General features: G+C 68.0%; 13 protein-coding genes and 1 pseudogene. 12 read left to right on the top strand and 2 right to left on the bottom strand.

The features are described from left to right. Nucleotides 1-13: 13 nt before the first annotated feature. Nucleotides 14-547, top strand: a pseudogene (locus A5702_RS25665) (lipid II flippase MurJ); the annotation flags it as partial. 82 nt (nucleotides 548-629) lie between these two features. Here the strand turns inward: A5702_RS25665 and A5702_RS12070 are convergent. Together A5702_RS12070 and A5702_RS12065 are read right to left on the bottom strand one after the other, a co-directional pair. Then, entirely contained in the window at nucleotides 630-3,005 is a 2,376-nt protein-coding gene (locus tag A5702_RS12070; protein WP_068220948.1) for a hypothetical protein, read from the bottom strand. Next, entirely contained in the window at nucleotides 3,002-3,736 is a 735-nt protein-coding gene (locus A5702_RS12065) for an NUDIX hydrolase (protein WP_055401431.1), read from the bottom strand. The genes A5702_RS12070 and A5702_RS12065 overlap by 4 nt, the downstream gene beginning before the upstream one ends. A 112-nt stretch (nucleotides 3,737-3,848) precedes the next feature. On the opposite strand from A5702_RS12065, the gene A5702_RS12060 reads away from it, so the two are divergent. The 11 genes from A5702_RS12060 to eccCa form a co-directional block, all read left to right on the top strand. Then, entirely contained in the window at nucleotides 3,849-5,285 is a 1,437-nt protein-coding gene (locus A5702_RS12060; protein ID WP_068220945.1) for a CCA tRNA nucleotidyltransferase, read from the top strand. Nucleotides 5,286-5,309: 24 nt separating this feature from the next. Beyond that, a complete protein-coding gene (locus tag A5702_RS12055; RefSeq protein ID WP_067816795.1) occupies nucleotides 5,310-5,819 on the top strand; it encodes a pullulanase in 510 nt (169 codons plus the stop codon). A 119-nt stretch (nucleotides 5,820-5,938) separates the two neighbouring features. Beyond that, nucleotides 5,939-6,265, top strand: coding sequence for a DUF2563 family protein (locus A5702_RS12050; protein WP_068220942.1), 327 nt, complete (start codon nucleotides 5,939-5,941; stop codon nucleotides 6,263-6,265). A gap of 301 nt (nucleotides 6,266-6,566) precedes the next feature. Next, a complete protein-coding gene (locus A5702_RS25660; RefSeq protein WP_082956040.1) occupies nucleotides 6,567-7,109 on the top strand; it encodes a hypothetical protein in 543 nt (180 codons plus the stop codon). A gap of 694 nt (nucleotides 7,110-7,803) precedes the next feature. After that, a complete protein-coding gene (locus A5702_RS26965) occupies nucleotides 7,804-8,013 on the top strand; it encodes a hypothetical protein (RefSeq protein WP_231965048.1) in 210 nt (69 codons plus the stop codon). Between the two features lie 493 nt (nucleotides 8,014-8,506). Then, nucleotides 8,507-8,896, top strand: a complete 390-nt coding sequence (locus tag A5702_RS25650; RefSeq protein WP_231965047.1) for a hypothetical protein — start codon at nucleotides 8,507-8,509, stop codon at nucleotides 8,894-8,896. Next, nucleotides 8,886-11,045: a DUF5632 domain-containing protein gene (locus A5702_RS25645; protein ID WP_082956041.1), complete on the top strand. Its 2,160-nt coding sequence runs from the start codon at nucleotides 8,886-8,888 to the stop codon at nucleotides 11,043-11,045. The genes A5702_RS25650 and A5702_RS25645 overlap by 11 nt, the downstream gene beginning before the upstream one ends. A gap of 127 nt (nucleotides 11,046-11,172) precedes the next feature. After that, nucleotides 11,173-12,120 carry a hypothetical protein gene (locus A5702_RS12040; RefSeq protein ID WP_369817895.1) on the top strand — a complete coding sequence of 316 codons (948 nt, stop codon included), beginning with the start codon at nucleotides 11,173-11,175 and terminating at the stop codon, nucleotides 12,118-12,120. Between the two features lie 194 nt (nucleotides 12,121-12,314). Then, entirely contained in the window at nucleotides 12,315-13,148 is an 834-nt protein-coding gene (locus tag A5702_RS12035; protein ID WP_156669592.1) for a transglycosylase, read from the top strand. Between the two features lie 2 nt (nucleotides 13,149-13,150). Further along, nucleotides 13,151-14,638, top strand: a complete 1,488-nt coding sequence (eccB, locus tag A5702_RS12030) for a type VII secretion protein EccB (RefSeq protein WP_068220936.1) — start codon at nucleotides 13,151-13,153, stop codon at nucleotides 14,636-14,638. A gap of 2 nt (nucleotides 14,639-14,640) precedes the next feature. Beyond that, nucleotides 14,641-17,585: type VII secretion protein EccCa (gene eccCa / locus A5702_RS12025; RefSeq protein WP_068220933.1), on the top strand; the 2,945-nt coding region annotated here is incomplete at its 3' end.

The following is a 17,585-nucleotide window of genomic DNA, read 5'->3' as shown; positions in this document are numbered from 1 at the left end:
GCCCACCGGCCCCCTGCCCCCCGTCCCCGCGGGCGTCGATCGCCGGCGACCCGAACTGTCCGACGCCGCGCTGGTGTCGCGGTCGTGGGCGATGGCGTTCGCCACGCTGGTCAGCCGGCTCACCGGCTTCGCCCGGGTAGTTCTGCTGGCGGCGATCCTGGGCGCCGCGCTGTCCAGCGCGTTCTCGGTGGCCAACCAGCTGCCGAACCTGGTGGCCGCCCTTGTCCTCGAGGCGACCTTCACCGCGATATTCGTGCCGGTGCTCGCCCGCGCCGAGCAGAGCGACCCCGACGGCGGCGCGGCCTTCGTGCGGCGCCTGGTCACGCTGACGACGGCGCTGCTGGTGTTGGCGACCGCGCTGTCGGTGCTCGCCGCGCCGCTGCTGGTGCGGCTCATGCTCGGCCGCGTCCCGCAGGTCAACGAGCCGCTGACCACCGCGTTCGCCTACCTGCTGCTCCCCCAGGTCCTGGCCTACGGGCTGACGTCGGTCTTCATGGCAATCCTCAACACCCGCAACGTATTCGGGCCCACGGCGTGGGCGCCGGTGGGCGGCGAGCCGGGGGTTCGGGGTCGCCGCGGCGGCTGCGGCAGGCGGTGGTGTTGCCGCGCGGCCTGCCCGTGGGCGGGATTCATACTCGGTGCTCGTGTTCGACCCGGTCGTCGGCCGCGTCGTGCGCGCCCGCGGACCTGGCCCCCGGCGGATCGGGCCGGTCCAAATCGGCGCGGTCGGGCTGGCCGCGGAAGCGGTGCCACAGTCGCCGCCCGGCCAGCAACACCAGCACCGCCGCGGCCGTCATGGTGATCGCGAACAGGACCTTGCCGTAGGCATTGGAATGCACCGACAGGCGCACCGGGTCGCCCAGCCGCATGCCGTCCGGGGTCCGCAACGTCACGTCGATGGCGACCCGCTGGGTGAAGTTCACCTCGATCGGCACCCGCAGCGGCAGGTATCCGGGCGGCAACTCGATCTGGCCGACGTCGGTGACGGTCATTCCCGGTGGGGCGTCGACCTGCAACCGCACCCGGATCGGGACGGCCAGGCCGTTGTGCAGCGCCAAGGGGAGCGGGCTGTGCTCGGTGGCCAGGGTGTAGGAGCCGCCCGGGTTGACGATCGTGACGGCGCCGAACAGATCGTTGATCGTCTTGCCGACGACGGCCAGGCGCTGCTGGGCCATCCCGTTGCGGGTGTCGGGGGGCTCGGATTGGCTCAGCGCGCGCAGCATGTCTTCGCGCAGCGGGGCGGTGTACTGGATGCCGGTCAGCCCGGTGCGTTCGTCGGTGCTCAGCGCCGACGTCAGCCCCCACAGCCGGCCGACCTGCCCGGCGACCGCGGCGGTGACGTCGTCGTCGAAGCGGCCGCGTGCGGAGGTGTCGGCGCCCACCGGTTCGGACGGCTCGGTGCGGGCCGCGGCCTCGGCGACCACCGCCGGCAACGGGCGCGGGACCGCCAGGCCGGAGCGGATGCTGGTGGTCAGCGCGGTCAGGATGACGTGCGCGTCGTCGGCCTGCAGGTTCCAGGTCGCCGGCGGGACCAGGATCTGGGTGCGCGGCGCGTCGTCGTGGCGCAGGGCGTGCCAGAACATCGAGCCCAGGGCGTCCTGGCGGCGCGCGGTCACCGAGTCATGGGACAGCCGGACGCTCAGCGAGGGGTCCAGGTAGGTGGGGACCGCGGGTGAGCTTCCCGCGCCGGCCAGTGCGGCGCCGACCGCCGGGTCGAAGGGGGCGACCACCACTTGCGGGGAGACGCGCCGGGGCGCGGTGTCGACGTTGGCCTCGGCGGACGCGTCCGTTGCGGACAAGTTGGCCGCGGCGACGGCGACGGTGCTCTCGTTGGCGCCGAGCAGGTTGACCGCGCCGTTGGTCAACGGCCCGTCGGGCAGCAACGTGGCCCCCCGCACGGAGGCCACGTCCAGGATGCGGTCGACGATGCTGTTGACACCGGTGGTGGCGGCGGCGCTGAGCCCCCGATCGTTGACGCGCTGCAGGGCTCCCAGGTCGGCTTGCGCGTAGGGCAGCGGCGCCACGCAGGTGCGGTGCGCCAGGGCCCGCAGCCGGTTGAGCCACTCGACCGCGGCGGCTTGCCCGGCGCCCGGATGGGTCGGCGTGCCGGGGAGTTGAGCGGGGCCGTCGGGCGAATCGGACACCACGTAGCCGGCGGTCATCGCGTTGATGGTGACCAGCAGGTCGGGGTCCACGGCCAAACAGAGTGCCCGGCCGACGGCGCCGTCGGGGTCGACGTCGTGGCTGGTGGCGACTTCGGCCGCCGACAGCAGGACGTCCAGCCGGCCGCCGCTGGCCAGCGAGGTGGCCAGGTCGTCGTCGACCAGGCGCACCGGGATGGTGCCGCCGGGCACACCGGGCGCGAGCCGGGGCCGGTCGGCCAGCGGCCACAGCATCGTGATCCACACGGGTTTGGACGTGTCGGGCGCGACGGCCGAGCCCAGATCACCGCCCTGGTCGGGGGGCACCCCGACGACGGGCAGCAGGAAGCGCGCGTTGTCGAGCCGCGCGGGGGCGCCGTAGTCGGGCGTGGCGTTGACGTTGACCAAGACCGGGTAGATGCCGGGCTGGTCGATGCCCAGCGACTGCTTGGTCAACGAGCGCAGCGGCGCCGACAGGGTGAAGCCGACCTGCTGGCCCCGCTGTAACTCGGGAGCGACCGTGAGGAAGTCGGCGGCGGGCTGGTATTGGTCGGTGTCGCCGTCCAGGGTGGTCCGCAGGCTCGCCGACGCGGTGACCGCCCCCGCGTGTTCGAGCCGGACCATCACGTCGCGGACGGGGCGGTCACCGATGTTGGTCACCATGCCGCTGACGGTGACGACGGGTGGACTGGACGTGGTGACCACGTCCGGGGTGACTTGGTCGATGCGGACCCGGACGAAAGGTGTGGTGCCGGGCTCGCCCGCACCCGCGCGCGGCATGACGGGACCGGTGAGCATCGCAAAGCCGGCCACGATGCCGATCACCGCCGCGAGGCGCAACAGGCAGAGTCGGGATGCCGTCACGGCCCGGGCCCGTGGCCGTTCTTCCGGCTGGTGGCCGGCTTGTCGGCGTGCCGGGTCCGCGAATGCGTTTGCGGGCGGCGCCGGGGAGAGGTCGGCGGCAGCGGCGGCAGCGCGGCGGGGCCGTCGCTCTGCAGCTTGTCGATCAGCTCGTCGGCCACGCGGGCCAGACGACGTTCGTCGGCGTAGGCCAGCTTCGACGGCAGCTCGTGGATGGGTACCCAAGCCACCTCGGCCACTTCGAGGTCCTCGTCGGACAACTCGCCGCCGGAGAAGCGCATCAAATAATGGTGGACCGTCTTGTGGACGCGGCGGCCGTCGGTGACGAACCAGTAGTCGATGCGTCCCAGCGCGGCCAGCACGCTGCCGCGGATGCCGGTCTCTTCGGCGACCTCTCTTATAGCGGTCTGTTCCGCGGTCTCACCGAGTTCGATGTGGCCCTTGGGCAGCGACCACAACATCCGCCCTCGCCGGTCGACGCGGCCGATCAACGCGGCGACCTGGGCGTCACGCGGACCGTCGAGGCCGTCGATGACCAAGCCCCCGGCGGAGGTTTCGTGCACGGTGCGCAGCCGATCCGGCGCGCGGCGAGGCGAACGGGATCGGCGCGATTTCGTCGCCGTCGAGTCCGCGGGCGCTTGGCCGTTCGTCTGGTTCTCGGTCGAACTAGCCGCCCCACGACCGCGCCGCCGCCCCCGGCGTCGACGTGGCTTGCGTTGTTCGCCGTCCGACACCCAAGCGATAGTAGCTGGCACGACATCGTCTCCCAGGACATACTCGCCGCTAGCGGGCCGCGCGATGGCGCACCGCGGTGATGGTCGCGCCCGCCTACTAGGCTGATCGAACGTGCCCGAAGCCGATGTCGAGCTGCTCGCCGCCGCCCAGGTGGCCCTGAACCAACACGCGCCCATGCTGCGCGAGCTGGGCTCGGCGTTCGAGGGCTCGGGACACGAGCTGTACCTCGTCGGCGGCTCGGTGCGAGATGCGCTGCTGGGCAGGTTGAGTCCCGACTTGGACTTCACCACCGACGCCCGCCCGGAGCAGGTGCAACAAATCCTGGGCCGCTGGGCCGACAACCTGTGGGACACCGGCATCGAATTCGGCACGGTCGGCGTCGGCAAGGACGGCCATCGCCTGGAAATCACCACGTTCCGCGCCGACACCTACGACCGGGTTTCGCGTAACCCCGAGGTGCGGTACGGCGACCGCCTCGAGGACGATCTGGTGCGCCGCGATTTCACCGCCAACGCGATGGCCGTGCGCGTCACGCCCGCCGGGCCCGGCGAATTCCTCGACCCCTTGGGTGGTTTGGCGGCGCTGCGTGAACGGGTGCTCGACACCCCGGCGGCACCGTCGGTGTCGTTCGGTGACGACCCGCTGCGGATGCTGCGGGCGGCGCGGTTCGTTTCGCAGCTCGGCTTCGCCGTCGCCCCGCGGGTGCGCGAGGCGATCGAGGAGATGGCGCCCGAACTGGCGCGGATCAGCGCCGAGCGGGTGGCCGCCGAGCTCGACAAGCTGCTGCTCGGCGACGACCCGGTGGCTGGCATCGATCTGCTGGTGCAGACCGGCATGGGTGACGTGGTGCTGCCTGAGGTCGGCGGCATGCGGATGGCCATCGACGAACACCACCAGCACAAGGACGTCTACCAGCATTCGCTGACGGTGCTGCGGCAGGCCATCGCGCTGGAGGATGACGGCCCGGATCTGGTGCTGCGCTGGGCCGCGCTGCTGCATGACATCGGCAAGCCCGCCACCCGGCGGCATGAAGCCGACGGCGGCGTGAGCTTCCATCACCACGAGGTGGTGGGCGCCAAAATGGCGCGAAAACGATTGCGGGCGTTGAAGTATTCGAAGCAGATGATCGAGGACGTCTCGCAGCTGGTGTATCTGCACTTGCGGTTCCACGGATACGGCGAGGGCAAGTGGACCGATTCGGCGGTGCGGCGCTACGTCACCGACGCCGGGCCGCTGCTGCCCCGGCTGCACAAGCTGGTGCGCGCCGACTGCACGACGCGCAACAAGCGCCGGGCCGCGCGGCTGCAAGCGAGCTACGACCGGCTGGAGGAGCGGATCGTCGAGCTGGCCGCCAAGGAGGATCTGGCGCGGGTGCGTCCCGATTTGGACGGCAACCAGATCATGGAGCTACTCCACATCCCGGCGGGCCCGCAAGTCGGCGAGGCGTGGCGTTTTTTGAAGGAGCTGCGGCTGGAGCGCGGACCGCTGTCCGCCGACGAGGCGACCGCGGAACTGCTGAACTGGTGGAGTTCGCGGGGGAACGCGTAGCGCCGGTCGCGCGTCCGACTTGCCATGGACTACTGCATGGCGGGCGATGACGGCGCGGCGGCGATCTGGCACCGCCAACTCGATCTGGACCTCGACGGTGACGGCCGACTCGACGCTTTCGGCCTGGACTTCGACGGTGATGGACTGCACGACGACGCGTTCGCGGATCTCGATGGCGACGGCATCGCCGATCATTTGGTGCTCGACGTGGACAACGACGGCACTCCCGAGGCGTACTTCACCGACGATGGTTCGGGCACGTGGGGGATCGCCACCGAACAGGGACGGCAACTGCGGTGGCTCGGGCTCGACGGTGTCGAGCACACCGGCGGCCCGCTGGTCGACTTCGACGGCCACGGCAGCGCCGATGACCGGCTGTTTGATACCGACAACGACGGGCTGGCCGACCGGGTGGTGTGCGCCGACGAGGACGGCGTCACCGGGTACGTCGACACCGACGGCGACGGCAAGTGGAACGTGCGGCTGACCGATTCGGACGGGGACGGGCTGGCCGACGGCGCGAGCGCGTTGTGAAGCGCTTCTCTTCGGGGAGATCGGTGAATTGACCGCTGCGGGCGGCGTATTTAGCCTGATCAGTAGCGGCGTCTTGAGGTGATGGAGTTGTCGCCGCGGTCGACGAGGAAGGGGTGGCAATGTTCGTCGACACGGAGCTTCTGCACACCGGAGGCAACGACTCGCATCGCGCTGGCGGGCACGCACAAGAGGGCGCCGATCAGCTTGCGCGGGGGCCGCTGGCATCCGGCATGTTCGGCGACTTCGCCGCCGCCGATTCCTTTCACGAGGCGCTCAGCGCCGCGCACACGCGACACGTTGAGAACTTGCAGGGCCACAAGCAGACGCTGACCGATGTCGGTTCGAAGGCGCACTACGCGGCCCGAGGGTTCACGAGTATGGATCAGCACAACGCCGGCGAAATGCAGGCTGTGCGACCGGGGTCGGCTCCGGCGTCTCGGGTGTGAGGGTACGAACTGGCGGACGCCCAAGTGGCGTCAAGTACCAAGCGGCATCGAAGCTAGCAGTTAGGCGGGTTCGTTTAACATTGCCTGCTCCAACCGCAATGCTGTCGTGGATGAAGATCGGCATGCAGAAACCGCGTCCCAGCTAGTGCTAGGGCCTTGGCCGGCTCTGCAACCGAAACCCGCGACTTCCCGGCCGCAAGCCCACCGGTAAGGGGCGTCGTTGCGGCATTGAGATCCAATGCATGTGGACAATCCAAGAAAATGGCTCCTACCGTGAACGAGGCGGCGGAAGGAGGGCGGCATGCGGGATGTACCTACAAACTTCGGCGGGCAACCGCCGCCGGTTCAGCGGCAACCGACCTCTCCGCATCAACCAAGGCATCTCCGCACATGGCCAGCCGTTGCCTTGGCATCGCTCGCCGTTGTGCTGGGCGCAGTAGCCCTCGTTGTCGCGTCCGCGCGGTCTACAAGCAGCTCCTCTGCAACCACAACGACCTCCTCGGCACCGAACGATGCCTCGACGCAAGCCGCAGACGCGCACAAGAAGCTATGTGACGTATACAAAGTCGCCGCACGAGCCGTTCAAATCGACACCAATGGTGACAATCCGGCATTGGCTGGCGTCGCATCCGTTAATGCGGCAGTGATGCTGCAGCAAGCTGTGACGTCAGCTCCTGCGTTGGCGGCAAGTGACCAAGCCGCCGCCCTTACGCTTGCCGCGGCCTACACCAATGCCACTGCGATGGGAAGCCAACTACAGCGCGAAGATCCCGCTTGGCGGGCAACAGTCGATGATGTCAATGCGAAAGATGCTGCGATGAAGAAGGTATGCGGAGGCACGTGATTTGCCGGTCAGCCGCCTTGAATAGCTTGCGGCCAACGTCTCAGACGACGACTGGCCGCGCTACGCCGCTGGCGGCGCTGCCCAGGCTTCGAGCATGTGCAAGTCGAGACCTTTTGTACCGCAACCGATCTCAGCATCACCGGCTAAGAATGCGAAAATACTGCTCTTGAAGAACGGTTTAGCGCTTGCACTTGAAAAGTTGACGACTCGGGCGGGCAATGCTGCAGTTGACGCTTACATAAATTTTGGCGGGCGGGCGGTGACGCGCGGTTGTTGACGATGATCATTGTGGTTGACATATCCGCGGCAACGCGAGATTTCTCGCGAGCGGGCCGATGGACCGATAGGAGGGCGTATGGCAGAGAACCTCACTCCTAACTTTGGGAGGGATATACCCGGGGGGCAACCCGCCCCGTGGCCGCCATATTCGACTCAGCCGCCGCAACGCTCACGCGCATGGCCTGGGATTGCACTGGCTGCGCTCGCCCTCGTAACGGCCATAGCTGCCCTTGCTGTGGTCCTCACAAGACCGACGACTTCGGCACCGTCGTCAACGGCTTCGACGCCACCTACATACTCCGCTGCCGACACCGCTGCCGCTCAACAACAGTTGTGCGACGCTTACTCGCGCGCCGCGCGCGCGGTGCAAATCGAATCGAACGGCGGGGGCACAGCGCTTGCTCGCATTGCCACGGTGAACGGCGCAGTAATGCTCGAAGCGGCAGCGGCTCGTCCCGCTCTCAAGCCTGATGACCGCTCAGCCGCGTTAGCCCTTGCGCGCACGTACCGCGACCTGACAGCTGTTGGCAGCGTGGTCAACGGCAGCAGCGATCCAGCATGGCAAGCGGCGGTGGCGGACGTCAATGCCGCCGACGGCACGATGAAAAGGATTTGCGGTGGCTGACCCTTGCGAATGGACCCGCGGCACCCAATCAACAAGGGCCTAGCGTTCCCGGGCGCTTGAGACCTGGTCTAACGCTCGAACGAGGGCCCGTACGTGGGAGCGCCGAGCACGACGCAGCTCCAGTCCGAGGCGAGCTGGGAGTACAGAGAGTGGCGTGGTGTGGACGCTCGCGATTTGCGTCGGCGTGCGACGGACAGCCCGAGGGCAATGAATTAGCGGTCAGGGTGAATTGCTGCTGTCCCTCACCTGCACCACTATGGATATTGCGGCTATACAGGTGATCAGGAAGCAGTCTCAACTGGCCCAAAAAGATTTGAGAGGGAGACGTAGGGTGGGGAACCAGCCTCTTTGGGGATCCGGACAGGGGCCGATCCCTCAGCCGCCGGCGGCGACTTGGACTCAGACCTATTCTGGCCCGCCAGTCTCGCGGTCAAGCCGATGGCAGCTGGCAGCGCTGGGATTGACGTCCGCGATAGCAGTAGCTGCGCTTGTTGTGGGACTGACACGCCCCACGGTGGCACGCTCTCCTGCGATCTCCAGCACGCCCACCTACACCGCATCTGAGGTCGCAGCGGCGCAACGACAACTGTGCGATACCTACGGTTTGGCCGCGCGGGCAGTCCAGGTCGACACCAATGGAAGCGATAAGGCGTTCGCGCGTATCGCCCTTACTAATGCTGCCGTATTGCTGGGAAATGCTGCGGCGAATCCGGCGCTCGATGCCGAACATCGGAACGCGGCGCAGGCACTCGCGACGGCGTATTTGTCCGACACCGCGAAAAGCAGCGAGGGTGCCGCTACCGAGCCTGAATTCCGCGCAGCAGTTGATGACGTGAACGCGAAGGATGCCGTCATAAAAAGGGTATGCGGTGGTGGGGGTTGACCTTCCGCCCGGTATATGGACGGCGGCGCTAATTGGTCCTTGGTGGACAGGACCGCCGATTGACCTCCGCGCCGGCGCTCAACACTGGCGCCAAGCATGTCTCGAGCAACAATTGTATTCGCAGGACTTGCGCACCCAATGGACATTGGTGGCCGCACATAATCAGGGCCACACGGCGGACGACCTTATATCCAGATATCAACAAGGTGAGAAGTTCCACATGGACCTTGCCGAGAAATATCAGATCAAGGCTGGAGCTTTTGACTCGGCTGCAGATGCAGTCGACTATCTGCGAAGCCGGTTGACGGATATTGCGAATGAGGGCAACAAAGAGATAGACGCGATACTCGCGTCTAAAAAGCCTCTGCCTGAAAAGGTAGCGGAGGTACAGGCTGTGCAGTTGCGATGTAACGGCGATGCGGCGAACGCGAGCATGAACGCAGGCGACAAACTCACGGCCGCAACGCAGAAGATCCTCGATGCTGACGGCGTCGGTGCCGACGCGCGAACGTGGGCTCGTGAAAACGGCTTTCAGAACAGTGATGTTCGACCACCCAAGCCGCTCACGGGCGAGGATCTAGAACCCCCACACTCAGCCGTTGGCGGCGATGGTGCAGCTGGAGGCGGCGGCGTCCCGCCCGGTCCGGGCGGGACGCCAGCACCAGCACCCGCGGTTGGCGGCGACGGGGCGGGTCACGGTCGCGGCCCCGGATCCTTTGGCGGAGGCCCGCACGGGCCAGGAGTGTCGCCTGTCGGCAGTGATGGGGCGGGTCGTGGAGTGCCATCAGCCGGTGTGCCTGTTTCCAGTGCGGGTCTGCACATGCCTGGCGGCGGCGGGTCGGTATCTCCCGGAATGCCGGGGACACCCAGCAGTCCGATGACGATGTCACCCGCCAGCCTGGGACAAACCGGCTCACCGAACTTGGCGCAATCTTTCGCTTCCGGCATGGCAACGGGGCAGCCGGCAGGTGCTGGTGCACAAGGCATTTCGTCAGGCGCAGTCAGCGCGATGGAATCCGGCACACCGCCGCAAGCCGGGCCACCGGCGGGCACACCACCGGTCGCGCCGACCGCACCCAGCGCCGGCGTCTTCATTCCACAGGCCACTCCGACTGATGCGGCCCCGCCGCCCGCCCCGGCTGCCCCGGCAACAGGAGCCGCTCCGGTCGCGCCAGTAGTGGCGGGTGGATCGTGGTCTGGAACGCCGGCCTCGCTGTCCGGTGGCCCGAGTGTCCCCGCTGGCCCATTACCCGCATACGGCTCAGATCTGCGCCCCACGGTGGCAGCACCGCCTGTCACGCCATCAGCTCCGGCCGGACCGGTGTCGGGAGCACCGGTCGCGCCGTCGCCGGGTTCGTCCCCGTCGGCCGGCGGCCCCGTTGTTTCGCCCGTGGAGCGCGCGGCGCAGGGAGCCGCCGGCACTCAGGGCGGCGCCAACTCGTCGAGCATGGTCGGCGCGTCAGCTATGTCGGCGGCAACCGGCGCGACGGCCGGTGCGGTATCGAGCAGGGCTGCCGAGCAGCAGCGTCTCCAGCGCCTCGTCGATGCGGTGGCCCGCCAAGAGCCGCGGCTTTCATGGGCGGCGGGTCTACGAGACGACGGCACCACCACCCTCCTCGTCACCGACCTCGCTGGCGGATGGATTCCGCCGCACGTCCGCTTGCCCGCACACGTGACGCTGCTCGAACCGGCCGCACGCCGGCGGGACGCGAACGTGGTCGATCTTCTGGGCGCGGTCGTGGTTGCCGCCGCGCACGAGCACAACACCTACGTGGCCGAATCGGACCCGGAAGCACCCGCGCTGAGCGGCGATCGGCCAGCCCGCGCGGGCGCACCGCCAGTGGACGAGCTAGGACCAGCGCTCGTCGAAGCCGTACGACGACGCGACGGCCTGCCCCGAATTGCGCAGGCGCTCGTGACGCCAGCGGTACGAAAGACCGGGGTGCTCGAGAACGAAACCGGGCTTCTGCGCAGTTGCATCGGCGATATCCAGAATTCGGTGCTGGCGGCATACCCTGACCACGATGCGGTCGCCGTCGGAGACTGGATGCTCCTCGCGGCAATCGAGGCACTGATCGACGGGCATGAATACCTCGCGAACTACCACCTGGCCTGGTTCGACGTGATCAGCCATCACAGTGCCGCCTAGAGCACCTCGAAAGTCGAGGTGAATACCCATTGCGGCGCGTTATGCCAAAATGGTGCAAACGAATCGCGTGGTGCGTGAGTGCACACGAAGCGGCTGCAGACTTGGCAAACGGGGTGGAGGTGAGGCAATGACTGGGGGCGGCGGCACCATCAAAAACACCCCGGCCGTGCTGGGCGGACTGGCCGGTGCCCCCGAGGCGCCGGCGCCGATGCCCTTCCCCCTCTCCGCGGGCGGAACCAGCCAGACCGACATACTCCGGGGAGCGCTCGGAGCCGCCGGCAACGGCGGGGTCCCGAAAGACGCCGCCGACGCCGCAGCGGCAGATGCTGACCGTCGTGCGCACGCCGCTGATGCTGCAGCGAAATTCCCCGCCAATGAAGCGGATTCACAGCAACAGATGCAGAACGTCGGCCAGCAAGCCCCGCAGATGATGCAGCAGATGCTGCAAAGCATCACCGGCGCGCTGGGCGGCGCGGTCGGCGGCATCATGGGCCCGCTGACGCAGCTGCCCCAGCAGGCGATGCAGGCCGGCCAAAGCGCCATCCAACCGCTGATGAGCGCGGTTCAAGGCGCCCACGGCGCCGGCCTCGCCAGTGACCCGCATCTGGCCGACAGCGTCAAACCCGACGCGGGCCTCGGCGGCGGCGCGGGCTCGGGCGGCGGCGGCGCCGGCCTCGGAGGTGGCGGCGGGGGCACCACCCCAGCCAGTTCCTTGGGCCCGCCTCCGGTGCCCAGCTCTTCCCCGCCGACGACGCCGGCCGGGGCGTCCAAGGCGGCCATGCCGCCGCCGGTTAGCGGCGCGCCGACCACCACTGGCCCCGGCGGTATGGGCGGGATGGGCATGATGCCCCCCGGCGCGATGGGCGGGCACGGCGAAGGCGGCAACAAAGAGAAGCCACCGGAAAAGCGGATCTCCGCCCCGGGCGTGCCCAACGGTCAGCCCGTCAAGGGCCGCCTGACGATGCCGCCGGCCGCCCCCGGGCCCAAGCCCGGTGAGGACAAGCCGACCGTCGTCACCAACCGGCCGAACCGGCGCATCGTGATCATGCCGAGCGAGGACGAGCCGAAGGAATAGGCGGCACCGCAAGCCATTCCCACGCCCTTGATGGGTGAGTGGTCGGGTCAACCGCTCGGCAGTAGGGTCAAACGAGCTCGTTATTGACAGCGGAACTGCCTATTCGTGCATGCTATTGAGTACGGATTTTCGCGACCAAGGGGTGTGGGAGCAGCTCGAGTGTCCAGGACGGATGGACGCATAGGGGACAAGCGTTGACTGATCCGCTGACGATGCGGGCGGTCGCGGCGCTGTCCCGCGGCCACGGATTGTTTGCGCGCGAGACCATCGCGGCTCCGGTCGACCGCGTGTACGAACCCCGCGAGCTCAAAACCGACGGCCTTCCTGGCGCCGCGGCGCGAAGGTCCATCAACGCGCTCGACGACCTCCGCAGGTCCGCCGACACCGACCGTGAACTCGCACGAATCATGACCGCGACCCGCGCCGATCACGCGCAAGCGCGGGCGGCCACCCGGGCAGTACTCGACGACGCAATCGCCGACGCGTCGGCCGACACCCCGATGGCGCATCGCGAGGCGATGGCCCGAATGGCGGCGCGGTTACGCGCCCAGCACCGGCACATCCTGATATCCCGCCGCCGTGCCCGGTTGCACGCGTTAAAACTGGGGCGGCTGCGCTACCGACGAAGGCGAGAACACATGCAGGGCACCGGCCGGCCGGCCGTCCTAGCGGCGATCCGCAAAGCCTTGGATATCAAGGGCATTCACGACCCGGCCGCGCGCGCCCGTTGGGAGCGCGGCATGGATCTGGTGGCCCGCCGCGAGTCCAATTACAACGCCAACGCGGTCAACGACTGGGACTCGAACGCGGCGCGGGGCACGCCGAGCAAGGGCGCCTGGCAGTTCATCGGCCCGACGTTCGCGGCCTATCACCAGCCGGGAACGTCCCGCGACATCCACGACCTTCTGGCCCAGGCGTGCGCGTTCATCAACTACGCGATGGGCCGCTACGGCGTTGCCGCCGACGCGTCGAATTTGGCCGATCGGATTCAGCAGGCCGATCCTCGCCGATCACCGAAGGGGTATTGAGCATGCCGCTGAGTTTGTCGAACCGCGACCAGAATTCCGGTCACCTGTTCTACAACCGACGGTTGCGGGCGGCGACCACCCGTTTCTCGGTGCGCATGAAGCACGACGACCGCAAGCAGACCGCCGCGTTGGTGTTGTCAATCTTGTTGGTGGCCATCGGCGCCGGATGGATGTTGCTGCTGAACGTTCTGAAACCGACTGGCGCAGTTGGTGAATCATCGATCATCGGCGATCGTGATTCCGGCGCGATCTACGCGCGCATCGACGGCCGGCTCTATCCGGCCCTGAACCTGACGTCCGCCCGGCTGGCCACCGGGACGGCGAACCAGCCGACGTGGGTGAAGCGCAGCGAGATCGCCAAGTATCCGACCGGGCCGCTGATCGGCATACCGGGTGCGCCCGCGGCGATGCCGGTGAACCGGGGCGGGATTTCGGCATGGGCGGTCTGCGATACCGCCGGGCGCCCGCGCAGTGGCGAGAAACCGGTCGTCACCTCAATTGCGGGGACACTCAACGGCGGCGGACGCGCTGAACCGCTGGCCGAGGACGCCGGCCTGCTCGTGACGTTCGAGGGCAATACCTACGTGATCTGGGGCGGCAAACGCTCGCAGGTCGATCCCGCCAGCAGGGCGATCACCCTGAGCTTGGGGCTCGACCCGGGAGTGACGTCGCCGGTGGAGATTTCGCGCGCGCTGTACGACGGCCTGCCCGCGACCGAGCCGCTGCGCGTCCCCGACGTTCCCCAGGCGGGCGCGCCGTCGACCTGGGTTTCGGGCTCGCAGGTGGGTGCGGTGCTGCAGGCGCAAACCACCGGTGGCGGCAAGCAGTTCTATGTGCTGCTGCCAGACGGCGTGCAAAAGATCACCAGCTTCGTCGCGGATCTGCTCCGCAGCGCCAATTCGTACGGGTCGACGGCACCCCGGGTGGTGGCGCCCGACGTCTTGGTGAACATCCCCCAAGTCAACTCGCTCGCGGTCGACTACTACCCGACGAAGCGCCTGAATTTCATTGATACGGCGGCGAATCCGACCACCTGCGTCAGCTGGGAAAAGGGCTCGACGGATCCGCAAGCCCGCGTCGTCATCTACAACGGCCGCGGGCTACCGGTGTATTCGTACCTCGACGACCGGATCGTGCACCTGGTGCGCGACGACCGCGACCCCGGGTCGGTGGTGGCCAACCAGGTGCTGGTGCTGCCCGGGGCGGCGAACTTCGTCACCTCGACGAGTGGGGTGATCACGTCCGACTCTCGTGAATCGTTGTTCTGGGTGTCCGACAACGGCGTTCGGTTCGGCATCGCCGCGAACGACGACACGATGCGCGCGCTGGGGCTGGATCCGGCCTCGGCGGTGCAGGCGCCGTGGCCGTTGTTGCGGACTTTCGCTGCCGGCCCGGCCTTGTCGCGGGAGGCAGCGCTCGTGGCTCGTGACACGGTGCCGGCGCTCGGTAAGGCGGCTGTGGTGACGACATCGGCGAAGGCGGGAGGCTAGGGATGTCCAAGAAAGCGTTCCCCATCAATCGGGTCAAGATCGAACCGCCGAAACCCGTTCGGGTAGCACCGAATGCGCCGATCGCCCTGCCGGAGCGCGAGCCGCGCAATATCTGGGTGATGATCGGGGTGCCGGCGCTGATCGTCGCGCTCATCGGCACCATCGTGATGCTCTACGTGTCCGGGGTGCGCAGCCTCTCCACCGGGTTCTTCCCGCTGATGGGCATCGGCGCGTTCAGCATGCTGGCGTTCTCCGGGCGCTTCGGGCGGGCGCGCAAGATCACTTGGGGCGAGATGGAGAAGGGCCGTCGGCGCTACCTTCGCGACCTCGACTCGAACCGCGACGAAATCCAGTCTGCGGTATGCGCGCAGCGCGAATGGCAGAACGCGGTGCACTCGGACCCGCGCGGGCTGGGGGCGATCATCGGCGGCCCGCGGATGTGGGAGCGCGGCCGCGGTGACGTGGACTTCCTGGAGGTGCGGCTGGGCACCGGCGTGCAACACGCGCCCGACTCCGTGTTGTCGGTGACCTGGCCCGACATCGCCTCCGATGAGGAGCTCGAACCCGTCACCGGCCAGGCTCTGCGCGATTTCATCCTGGAACAGCGCAAGATTCGCGACATTGCGAAGGTGGTCAACCTGCGGTCGGCGCCGGGGTTCAGCTTCGTCGGGGAGGACCTGGACCGGCTGCGCTCGCTGATGCGATCGGTGTTGTCGTCCCTGGCGGTGTTCCACAACCCGCGCGACCTGAAATTGATGGTGGTCACCCGCAATCCCGAGGTGTGGTCGTGGATGGTGTGGCTGCCCCACAACCTGCACGACGAACTGTTTGATGCGTGTGGCTTTCGGCGCCTGGTATTCGCGACGCCGGAGGAGCTGGAGGAGACCCTCGGCGCCGAGCTGCACATGAAGGGAAAGCGCGGCGCCTGGACACCGCTGGCGGCGGCCAGCCCGACCGCGATGGGGTCGGCGCTCGAGACCGGAACCGACACCGTGGATCTGGGGCCGCACCTGGTGATCGTCGACGACAACACCGGCAGCCCCGACGCCTGGGAGAGCGTCGTGGGGCAGGTCGGTAAGGCCGGAATCACGTTGCTGCGCATCGCATCGCGCGTCGGCACTGGAGTGGGCTTCGCGCAGGACCAGGTCTTCGAGATGGGGGAGCGGCACCCCGCGGCGGGAAACGGTGAAGTCCGATTCGGCCGCAACGGCTTCGACGCCGACGGCGAAGACGGGCGCCCGGCCCCGCTGCTGCGGGTGCGCGGCAAGTTCTTCGCTCATGCCGACCAGCTGTCGATCCACCGCGCCTACCGGTACGCGCGGGCCATGGCGCGGTGGTCACCGACCAGCCGCAGCGAAATCGCCGATTCGACCGGCGGCGCCGCCGAGTTGTTGCGCGCGCTGGGCATCGTCGATCCGCGCGAATTGGACGTCGACCGGCTGTGGGCCGAGCGGCGCGGCCGCGGCGACGAGCGCTGGTGCGAGATCCCGGTCGGCGCGAAACCGACCGGGGAGCTGCAGAACATCATCATCCGCGCAAAGGACTTCGGCGGCTTCGGGTTTCACTCCGTGGTGATCGGCACCAGCGGATCGGGCAAGTCGGAGTTCTTCCTGTCGTTGGTCTACGGCATCGCGCTGACGCATTCACCGGAGACGTTCAACGTCATCTTCGTCGACATGAAGTTCGAGTCGGCGGCCCAGGACATCCTGGGCATCCCGCACGTTGTGGCCGCCCTGTCGAACCTGGGCAAGGACGAGCGGCACCTGGCCGAGCGCATGCGCCGTGTCATCGACGGCGAGATCAAGCAACGCTATGAGCTGTTCACGTCGGTCGGTGCCCGCGACGCCAACGACTACGAAGAGATCCGGCTCGCCGGCCGGGACCTGCCGCCGGTGCCGGTGCTGCTCGTGATCGTCGACGAGTACCTGGAACTCTTTGCCAATCACGAGAAGTGGATCAATTTGATCATCCACATCGGTCAGGAGGGCCGCGGCGCCAACGTGTTCTTCATGCTGGGCGGCCAGCGGCTGGACCTGTCGTCGCTGCAGAAGGTCAAGTCCAACATCGCGTTCCGGATCGCGCTGAGGGCGGAATCCGGTGACGACAGCCGCGAGGTGATCGGCTCGGACGCGGCCTACCACCTGCCGTCGAAGGAGAACGGTTTCGCGCTGCTCAAGGTCGGGCCACGCGACCTGGAGCCGTTCCGCTGCTTCTACCTCTCGGCCCCGTTCGTCGTGCCGAAGGCCAAGGAGGTGGCGACCACCGTCGACATGACGTTGACCAAGCCGCGGCTGTACAACTGGCAGTTCCAGCCGCTCGACGCATCGGACGCGGCGGCGCTGGAAGCGGCCGCCGCCGTGGACTCCGAGCCCGACGAATTCCTCTACCACGACGACGGTTTCAAGCGAAAGAAGATCGTCGACGTGCTGCGGGAATCGCTGCATGACGTTCCGCACCGGTCGCCGCGCCGCCCCTGGCTGGAGCCGCTGGAGGACCCCGAGCCCGTCGACACCCTGGTGGCGGCCTACCGGGGCAAGCCGTGGCACGTCGACTACGGCCAGAACCCGGGCCTGATGTTCCCGGTGGGCGTGATGGACATTCCCGAAGAGTCCAAGCAGATCGTGCACGCGGTCGACGCGCTGCGCAGCAATGTCATCGTGGTGGGGGCCAAGCAGCGCGGCAAGACCACCACGCTGATGACGCTGATGTGTTCGGCGGCAACGATGTACACCCCGTCGCGCGTCACGTTCTTCTGCATCGGCGGCGCGACGCTCGCCCAGGTGGCGTCCCTGCCGCACGTCACCGACATCGTGTCGCCCAAGGACGCCGAGGGCATCGAGCGGATCCTGAGCAGCATGGACGCGCTGATCGACGCGCGCGAGGACTCGTTCCGCCGACTCAAGATCGACCTCGACGGCTTCCGCGAGCGCCGGTTCGCGCCGGGCAG

It is taken from the genome of Mycobacterium sp. E3339 (assembly GCF_001666915.1).
Taxonomy (GTDB): Bacteria; Actinomycetota; Actinomycetes; order Mycobacteriales; family Mycobacteriaceae; genus Mycobacterium.
The sequence above is the reverse complement of the archived record's forward strand: the minus strand, read 5'-3'. Positions and strand labels throughout refer to the sequence as shown.

Excerpts from the sequence above, each read along its gene's own strand:
- A5702_RS12055 (WP_067816795.1), top strand. The coding sequence starts at position 5,310 with ATGGACTACTGCATGGCGGGCGATGACGGCGCGGCGGCGATCTGGCAC.
- A5702_RS12050 (WP_068220942.1), top strand. The coding sequence starts at position 5,939 with ATGTTCGTCGACACGGAGCTTCTGCACACCGGAGGCAACGACTCGCAT.
- A5702_RS25660 (WP_082956040.1), top strand. The coding sequence starts at position 6,567 with ATGCGGGATGTACCTACAAACTTCGGCGGGCAACCGCCGCCGGTTCAG.
- A5702_RS12040 (WP_369817895.1), top strand. The coding sequence starts at position 11,173 with ATGACTGGGGGCGGCGGCACCATCAAAAACACCCCGGCCGTGCTGGGC.
- eccB (WP_068220936.1), top strand. The coding sequence starts at position 13,151 with ATGCCGCTGAGTTTGTCGAACCGCGACCAGAATTCCGGTCACCTGTTC.